This window comes from Frankia gtarii (assembly GCF_025403375.1).
GTDB classification, from domain to species: Bacteria; Actinomycetota; Actinomycetes; order Frankiales; family Frankiaceae; genus Frankia; species Frankia gtarii.
In genome coordinates, this window is sequence record NZ_JAMPTM010000353.1 from 1 (window position 1) to 6347 (window position 6347).

The following is a 6347-nucleotide window of genomic DNA, read 5'->3' on the forward strand; positions in this document are numbered from 1 at the left end:
GCCAAGCCGTCTTCCGCTGCCGGGGCTGTGGGCAGCAGGCGAACGCGGACGTGAACGCGGCACGCAACATCGCCCTGGGGCATCAGTGGGCAACCACGTGGGTGACTGCGCGGGGAGGCGACGCCGAGGGGCGGCCTGTGAACCGCGAACCTCAACACTGCACACCCCCTCTCCTGGTGGATGGGTAGATGTTGGAATCCTCCGCGTTCACGCGGAGGAGGATGTCAAAGCGCGACTCTACGAACTGGACGGGGCCGGTGCGTGGCGCTGGGCCGCGCGCAGCACCGCCCGGGCGATCTCGTAGCCGGCAATGGGCAGCTTCAGCCACCAGTGGTCGAGAAACCGGTAATCGTCGGCGGGCACGACCCGGGCGGCGAGCTCGGGCCGCATCCGGTGCAGGTACCGGCGCCCGCGCGCCGCATGCAGCGGATCCGAGGCGATCGCGATCGTGGCCGCCGACTCGACGAACGGCAGCGCGAACGTGATGTTCTCCCAGGTGCTGCGGGCCGCGGTCTCCAGCCGGATCTTCTCCGCGGGCACGCCGAGAGTCTCGCGGGCGTACCCGGCCATGGCCTCCGCCTCGGTCACCGCGCCGGGCGGACCACCACCGGTGAAGATCATCAAGCTGTCCGCGCCCGGGGCGAGTGAACGCACGCCGATCTCGGTGCGCCAGCGTTGGAGGGGATGCAGGGTGCCCGCGCGGGTCGACGGGAAGCCGAGGACGACGACGGCCTGCGCGCCCCGTCCGGTCGGGCGGCCGCGGCCGCGGAGCTGGCGCGATGCTCGCCAGTGCAGCGCCTCGGCGACGGCGACCGGGGCGGTGGCGGCACCGGCGGCGGCTGTGACGGCGACGGCGACGACACGCAGCTGCCGTCCCCATGGTCGCTGACGGCTGAGCCGGGTCGCTGTCACGGCCCTATAGAACACCGGGCCCGCCCGCTACAGGTCGGTTCCGCCATGGATGCGGCGGATGTCCCTGTCGGCCGACAGCAGACGACGATCATGAAAGGTTGCCGACGCAGTAGGGTTTCGGTGACGCTGCCGATCGATGTGGATGCGCGAGGCGGGATCGCCAGGAGCCTGCGTGCGACGACGGCATGCCGCCAGACCATGTGGGCCAGACAGGGCCAGACCATGTGGGCCAGACAGGGAGGGAACCGTGCGGTCGTTCCGGTTCGGGGTGAACATGCTGGCAGTCTCGGCGCCGGGGGAGTGGTCCGCGACCGCCCGCCGGGCCGAGGAGCTCGGCTACGACGTGCTGCTCGTCCCGGATCACCTCGGCCTGCCCGCGCCGTTCCCCGCGCTGGTCGCCGCCGGGGCCGCCACCGGCCTGCGGCTCGGCACCTTCGTCCTCAACGCGGCCTTCCACAACCCGGCGCTGCTGGCCCGCGACGTCGCGACCACCGACGTGCTGACGGCCGGGCGGCTGGAGCTGGGTGTCGGCACGGGTTACGTGGCTGAGGAGTTCGCCGCCGCCGGCATCCCGTTCGGCACCGCGAAGGACCGCGTCGACACCCTCGAACGGGTCATCGACGCGGTGTACGAAGCGCTGGCCGATCCCGCCGTGGTGCCGCGGCCGGTGCAGCAGCCGGTGCCGCTGGTCGTCGGCGGTAACGGGGATCGGATGCTCAGGCTTGCGGCGCGCCGGGCGGACATCGCCGCGTTCAGCGCCGCCGCCTTCGACCCGGCGAACCCGAGTAACCTGCGGCCGCTGTCCGGGGAGGCGTTCGCCGAGCGGATCGCGTTCTTCGACAGGGTCGCCGGCGACCGGGCCGGCGAGGTGGAGCGCAACCTGCTCCTCCAGGCCGTCACGGTCACCGACGATCGGGCGGCGGCGCTGGCGGCGTGGGTGCCCCGGCTGCCCCACCTGAGCGCCGAGGAGATCCCCACGGTTCCGACGCTGCTGGCCGGCACCGTCGAACAGATCGCCGACCAGGTGCGCGGCCTGCGCGAGCGGTTCGGCATCACCTACTTCACCGTCCTGCAGCCCGCCCTGGAGGCATTCGCCCCGATCATCGCCGCGCTGCGCCGCGACTGAGCGGGTGAGCGGGTCCGCCGGCCCGGTAGCTCCCATTAGGGGCCGGCGGGGGCGCGATCGGTCGCCGGGGCGAAACCCGGTCGCCATCGGTGGAGCGGTCTGCCACGATCGGACGATGCCGCGCGGGTTTGAGGAGCTGGTCGCCGAGGCCGCGGTGGTGCCCGTCGACGGCTGGGACTTCTCCTGGCTGGACGGCCGGGCCACCGAGCAACGGCCGTCGTGGGGATACGCCCGCCTGATCGGCGAGCGGATGGCCCGCGCCGACGTGGCCCTCGATGTGCAGACCGGCGGCGGTGAGGTCCTCGTCGGAGTGCCGCGTCTGGCCCGCTGCACGGTCGCCGTCGAGTCCTGGCCGCCGAACATCGCGCGGGCGACGGCGGCGCTGCGCCCCCGTGGCGTCCATCTCGTCGCCGCCGACGGTGATCACACGCTGCCGTTCGCCGACGCCACCTTCGATCTTGTCGTCAGCCGCCATCCGGTCGCGACCTGCTGGCCGCAGATCGCCCGGGTGCTGCGCCCCGGCGGCAGTTACCTGTCCCAGCAGGTCGGCCCGGCCAGCGTCGCCGAGCTGACGGAGTACTTCCTCGGCCCGCAGCCGGCCGCGGCGCGCGGCCGGCGCCATCCCGACGGCGCGGCGGCTGCCGCCCACGCCGCCGGCCTCGAGGTCGTCGACCTGCGGATGGAGACGCTGCACACCGAGTTCCGCGACGTCGGCGCCGTCATCTACTTCCTGCGCAAGGTGATCTGGATCGTTCCCGGGTTCACCGTCGAGCGGTACCGCGAGCGCCTCGCCGAGCTGCACGAGCAAATCCGCGCGACCGGCCCGTTCACCGCCCACACGACCCGCTTCCTCATCGAGGCCCGCCGCCCGCGGTTGACTTGACGCACGCTCGAAGAAATAGCGTCGCTCTCCTGCACAAATTCGTGGTTCTCTACGGGCCGCCGACCGATCCGACGCACTTCCGGGAGCATTACCTCACGGCGCATCTGCCGCTGGTCGACCGCATTCCAGACCTGCGCGGCCGCCGCTACAGCTTCGACGTCGCTGCCGCGACGGGAGACTCGCCGTACTTCGCGGCGATCCTGCACTACCCGGTCCGCTGACACACCCGGGAGGCATCGATGGCTGAGCAACTCACCGGCACCGTGGTGCTCGTGACCGGGGCGAGTAGCGGCATCGGGGCGACGGCGGGCGGGCGCTCGTCCTCGCCGCCGACATCACCGACCAGCAGCAGGCCGTCGACGCGGTGGCCCGGGCCGTCGCCGAGCGGCACGTGCGAGTGTCGGTGGTCGAGCCCGGGGCGGTCGAGACGGAGCTCACCGACCATCTGCGGCCGGGCGTCCGCGAGCCGGCGCTGCAGATCTTCGCCGGCGTCGAGCGCCTGCAGGCCGAGGACATCGCCGACGCGATCAGTTACATCGTGACCCGCCCTCGTCGCGTCGCCGTCAACGAGATCCTGGTTCGCCCCACCGAGCAGGTGCGATGAATGGACCGTATTGCCCAGGTATAACATCGCGGGATGTGCGCTGCGACAGTTGCGGCCATGCGCAAGGGGGAAAATGTTGTCCTTAGCGCCCTGGCTGACGAACTCGGTTCCATCTCGGTCATCCTGGAATGGGCCACGAGGGCGGAATTTCCGCTCGATGCCGATGTCAGTGTTCTCCTGTTGGGGGACGACGGCAAGGTTCGTTCCAACGATGATCTGATCTTCTACAATCAGCCGTCGGGGGCGGGCGGCGCGGTCCGGCTGCGCGGCAAGACCCGGACCCCGGAGGGTCCGTCGGTGGCGTACTCCGACATCGTCGACGTCGACATGGACGACGTGCCCGACAGCGTCGAGCGGGTGCTGCTGGCGGCGAGCCTCGACGGCGCCGCGGGATCTATTCAGGAACTCGAGTATCTCCGGCTCCGCATGCTGCGCGGGTCGGATGCGGTGGAACTTCTCGGCTTTGCCGTCACAGCGGCCAACGGGGAGACCGCCTTCGTTCTCGGGGAGATTTACCGCCGCGCCGGGCAGTGGAAGTTCCGTGCGGTGGGCCAAGGGTACGACACCGGGCTCGGCACTCTCGTCACGGAATACGGCGTGGAGGTCGATGCCGAGGATGAGGCGGGCGACGGTGGCGTGGCCGAGGGCCAGGATCTGGGGACGGGCATCGCGGAACTGGCCCCGGCCGCGACCGACGCCCCGATCACCGCACCGGACCTAGAGCCGCAGAAGATCGTGGGCGGGGGGTCGGATCCGGGCGCCTTGGCTGCGCCCGTCCCGGGAGAGACCCGGGCCGCGGGGCGACGCGTTCACACCGTGACCACGCGCAAGCGGCTGCCGGCTCGTCGTCTGTCGGCGTCCAGGGGGCGGCGGGTTCTCGAAGCGGGTTCGGCGGACCGCTGGCAGCCCGCCAGGCTCTTCTCGATTGCGGGCATTGGAGGGGCCGCGGAGCAGGAGCGGCGCGCGACCTCCGTGCTGCTCGCCGTGATCGGCTCGGTCCGGGAGTTCGGTCGTTCACTGACGACCCGATTCGGTGCGCCGGCCGGTCAGATCGCAACGTTCATCGAGGTGCCGTTCAACCGGGACGACAAGCCCTATGTCCCGGATGGTCTGATCAGGGTCACCCGAGGTCAGCGGAGCTGGACTGCGCTGGTCGAAGTCAAGACCGGTTCCGGTGAACTCACCGCGGATCAGGTCGGCGCTTATCTCGATATCGCCCGAGAGCAGCAGTTCGATGCCGTCATCACCATTTCCAACCTGATCACGACGGCCGACGAGCGGCATCCCGTCGGCATCGACGGGCGCCGGACCAGGAAGGTGGCGGTGCATCACCTCTCGTGGGCCGACATCCGATTCCGCTGTCAGCTTCTCCTCGAAAACGACCTCGTGGCGGATCGCACCCAGGAGTACGTGCTCGTCGAGTTTCTTCGTTACCTGGACCATTCCCGTTCTGGCGCGCAGACCTTCGAGGACATGGGTTCCTCCTGGGTGACGGTGCGGGACAGCGTGGCGGCAGGCACGCTGCTGCCCACCGATCGGGGCCTGCCGTCGGTCGCGGAACGCTTCGATCAACTCGTCCACTTTCTGTGTCTGCACCTCGGCGGGTTGCTGGGCGTCGAGGTGCTTCCGCAGGCGGGCCGCCGCGCCGATGCCTCGGTCCGACGGCAGGTGCTGGCCGACGAGCTGTGCCGGCAGGGCACCCTCTCCGCCGTGCTGCGGATTCCCGGGACGGCCGGTCCCCTGGCGATCCGCGCGGATCTGCGGGCCGGCCGGGTCGCCTGCTCGGTGAACATCGACGCACCGCGGCAGGGTCGCCCGACGACCCGGATCAAGTGGATTCTCCGGCAGCTCGGCGATGCTAACGGCAACCTGCGTGTCGAGTCCTTCGAGCAGGGTTCCCGTGACGCGGTCCGGGCCGAGCTGCTCGCCCTCGTCCGGCAGAAGCCGGAGATCATGATTTCCGATTCGACGCGCGAGATCCGGGCCTTTCGCATCTCCCTGAGCGCTCCGCTCGGGACGAAGCGTGGGGTCGGAAAGGGAACGTTCGTCTCCTCCGTGACGGAGACGTTGGAGAAGTTTTACGAGGAGGTCGTCCAGAACCTGCGCGAATGGCAGGGCCAGGGGGGCGGTGGTGCTCCGGCAGACGAGGCCTGACCGGGCCCGGTCAGCGGCGGACGGTCCAGCGGCGTGGGTCGGTCGCCGGCGGGATGTAGCGGCAGGTCAGGCCGGTGGTGATGGTGGCCTGTAGCTCGGCGCCGAGATCGGGGTCGGCGGCGGTGATCGCGTCCAGAGCGCGCCGCACGGCCTTGCGAACGGTCGTGCGGGCGCGTTCGGCCGAGGTGCGAAACGCCCGGCTGCGCCCGCCGAGGCCGGCGACGGCGCGCAGGTGCTCGGCCAGCGCGTCCCATTCGGCCTGGAGTTTGCGGGCCCGTTCGGGGTCGCCGTCGGCCTCAGCGTCCTGGCGTTCCTCGTCGAGGTCGCGCAGCCGCCTTCGGTAGGAGTCCAAGGCCTGCCGGTCGACCACCTCGTGGTGGCCGGCGTCGAACGCCGTGGCGCCGCACAGGACCAGCGCCGTCACGCCCTCGCCGGGGCGCTCCAGCAGCGTCGCGAGGTGGCGCAGGCCCTGCAGGTCCCCCAGGAACAGCCGCCGGCCGTCGGCGGCCAGCGTCCATCCGTCGGCCTGGCAGGTCAGCGTCCCGGTGCGCTCGGCGCTCTCGGACTCGGCCGACGGCTCGGTGCCGGCCGGCTCGGTGCCGGCGTGCTTCGTGCCGGCATGTTCCGTGTGGCGAGGAAGGGCTGTGCGGTGGGGGAGGGCTGTGCGG

The 6347-nt window shown here is 71.2% G+C and carries 9 protein-coding genes; 6 read left to right on the forward strand and 3 right to left on the reverse strand.

Going from position 1 to position 6347, the window contains the following annotated elements; all coding sequences use genetic code 11:
- The coding region (locus tag NBZ83_RS29160; RefSeq protein ID WP_261576235.1) for a zinc ribbon domain-containing protein at window positions 1–188 on the forward strand (188 nt) is incomplete at its 5' end.
- 49 nt (window positions 189–237) lie between these two features.
- On the opposite strand, the gene NBZ83_RS29165 is transcribed toward NBZ83_RS29160, so the two are convergent.
- Window positions 238–912, reverse strand: coding sequence for a YdcF family protein (locus NBZ83_RS29165; protein WP_261576236.1), 675 nt, complete (start codon window positions 910–912; stop codon window positions 238–240).
- A gap of 247 nt (window positions 913–1159) precedes the next feature.
- On the opposite strand from NBZ83_RS29165, the gene NBZ83_RS29170 reads away from it, so the two are divergent.
- The 3 genes from NBZ83_RS29170 to NBZ83_RS29180 all read left to right on the forward strand — a co-directional run bounded on the left by NBZ83_RS29170 (window position 1160) and on the right by NBZ83_RS29180 (window position 3142).
- Window positions 1160–2038, forward strand: coding sequence for a TIGR03621 family F420-dependent LLM class oxidoreductase (locus tag NBZ83_RS29170; RefSeq protein ID WP_261567927.1), 879 nt, complete (start codon window positions 1160–1162; stop codon window positions 2036–2038).
- 115 nt (window positions 2039–2153) lie between these two features.
- Window positions 2154–2921 carry a class I SAM-dependent methyltransferase gene (locus tag NBZ83_RS29175; protein ID WP_261567929.1) on the forward strand — a complete coding sequence of 256 codons (768 nt, stop codon included), beginning with the start codon at window positions 2154–2156 and terminating at the stop codon, window positions 2919–2921.
- Window positions 2922–2962: 41 nt separating this feature from the next.
- The gene (locus tag NBZ83_RS29180) at window positions 2963–3142 is read left to right on the forward strand and encodes an EthD family reductase (protein ID WP_261576237.1); all 180 of its coding nucleotides are present in this window, start codon (window positions 2963–2965) and stop codon (window positions 3140–3142) included.
- On the opposite strand, the gene NBZ83_RS29185 is transcribed toward NBZ83_RS29180, so the two are convergent.
- Window positions 3127–3312: a hypothetical protein gene (locus NBZ83_RS29185; protein WP_261567932.1), complete on the reverse strand. Its 186-nt coding sequence runs from the start codon at window positions 3310–3312 to the stop codon at window positions 3127–3129. The two genes, NBZ83_RS29180 and NBZ83_RS29185, sit on opposite strands and share 16 nt — an antisense overlap.
- On the opposite strand from NBZ83_RS29185, the gene NBZ83_RS29190 reads away from it, so the two are divergent.
- Together NBZ83_RS29190 and NBZ83_RS29195 are read left to right on the forward strand one after the other, a co-directional pair.
- On the forward strand, window positions 3313–3525 hold the full coding sequence (locus NBZ83_RS29190) for a Rossmann-fold NAD(P)-binding domain-containing protein (protein WP_261567935.1): 213 nt from the start codon (window positions 3313–3315) through the stop codon (window positions 3523–3525).
- Window positions 3526–3582: 57 nt separating this feature from the next.
- Window positions 3583–5679 (forward strand): TerD family protein, encoded by a 2097-nt coding sequence (locus NBZ83_RS29195; protein WP_261576238.1) that lies wholly within the window; start codon window positions 3583–3585, stop codon window positions 5677–5679.
- Between the two features lie 10 nt (window positions 5680–5689).
- On the opposite strand, the gene NBZ83_RS29200 is transcribed toward NBZ83_RS29195, so the two are convergent.
- Window positions 5690–6347: hypothetical protein (locus tag NBZ83_RS29200; RefSeq protein ID WP_261576239.1), on the reverse strand; the 658-nt coding region annotated here is incomplete at its 5' end.